The organism is Deinococcus radiopugnans ATCC 19172, from assembly GCF_006335125.1.
Taxonomy (GTDB): Bacteria; Deinococcota; Deinococci; order Deinococcales; family Deinococcaceae; genus Deinococcus; species Deinococcus radiopugnans.
Genome location: NZ_VDMO01000082.1, coordinates 1 through 629, shown reverse-complemented (window position 1 = coordinate 629; position 629 = coordinate 1). Strand labels below are relative to the sequence as shown.

1 protein-coding gene is annotated in these 629 nt (G+C 74.4%); it reads right to left on the bottom strand.

Annotated features, from left to right (window positions below; all coding sequences use genetic code 11):
• A partial coding sequence (locus FHR04_RS20775; protein WP_211344235.1) for a hypothetical protein occupies positions 1-629 on the bottom strand: 629 nt, incomplete at both ends.

The following is a 629-nucleotide window of genomic DNA, read 5'->3' as shown; positions in this document are numbered from 1 at the left end:
TCGTTGAGGTCCTTGAGCTCCTTGCGGAACCGGGCCACGACCGTCGACTGCGTGTCCCGGGCGTCGATCCGCAGCCGGTGGTCGTCGTCGGCGAACGGGAGGTCCGCGAGGATGTCGTTGACCGGCTGGATCCGCTCCTTGATCTCCCGGACCGACCGGCTCAGGCCGTGGTGCAGGTCCGTGAGGTCGTTGCCGGACAGCCGCAGGAGGCTCTTGCGCCACTCGGCCTCGAGCTCGTGCAGCCCCGACGTCTCCAGCGCCGCGAGGATGCGGGCGAAGTCGGCGTACGACCCGTCGGGGTCGGTGCCGAGGTTCGGGTCGGGCCAGCGCTCGACGAACGTCTCGAAGGTCCGGCGCAGCGCCTCGCGGGCCGCGCCGATGGTCTGCTGCGCGGCGAGCAGGTCGGTGCGCAGGATCTCGTTCGCCCGCGCCACCGTGCTGTCGAACGCGGCGAGCGCCGCGGCGGGCGCCGGCCGGGACCCGCCCGCGCCGGTCCCCGAGGACCCGCCCAGCAGCGCGTCCAGGTACGCCCGCTGGTCGTCGCCGACGGTCACGCCGGCGTCCTGCGCCTCGTCCAGCGCGAGCTGCGCGGCGTCGACCTCGTCGGTGACGGTCGACCAGCGGCCGCC